Genomic DNA, 367 nt, shown 5'->3' with positions numbered 1-367 from the left:
CGCAAGAAAAGGGTGTGGAATGGGAAAATAACAGAAAGTGGTCAAGGTGATATTACCATCATCAATGGACTTTCTTTTATGAGACACATTGTCAAAAATATTTTGCCACGAGATCTTAAGGCACTCGTTGATGCTGGGAAAAAACAGATTGGGTCTGGGGTCGTTGCTTTTATCACTATTTCAGAAGATGGAAAAGGGAGTGCTGTTGTTGGTGTTACGGATGATTTAACGGATAAACTCAATGCTGTTGATCTTGTTCGTATTCTTTCAAATGTGCTTGGTGGTCAAGGTGGAGGTGGCCGTTCTGATATGGCGCAGGCTGGTGGTCCTGACGGGAACAAAGCTAATGAAGCCTTTGCAGCACTAA

The 367-nt window shown here is 43.1% G+C and carries 1 protein-coding gene; it reads left to right on the top strand.

The window, feature by feature from the left end; all coding sequences use genetic code 11:
* On the top strand, positions 1–367 hold a 367-nt coding region (locus tag ACFINC_RS10915), incomplete at both ends, for a DHHA1 domain-containing protein (RefSeq protein ID WP_375617222.1).

This window comes from Bartonella sp. AP58NXGY (assembly GCF_042195785.1).
Taxonomy (GTDB): Bacteria; Pseudomonadota; Alphaproteobacteria; order Rhizobiales; family Rhizobiaceae; genus Bartonella.
The sequence above is the reverse complement of the archived record's forward strand: the minus strand, read 5'-3'. Positions and strand labels throughout refer to the sequence as shown.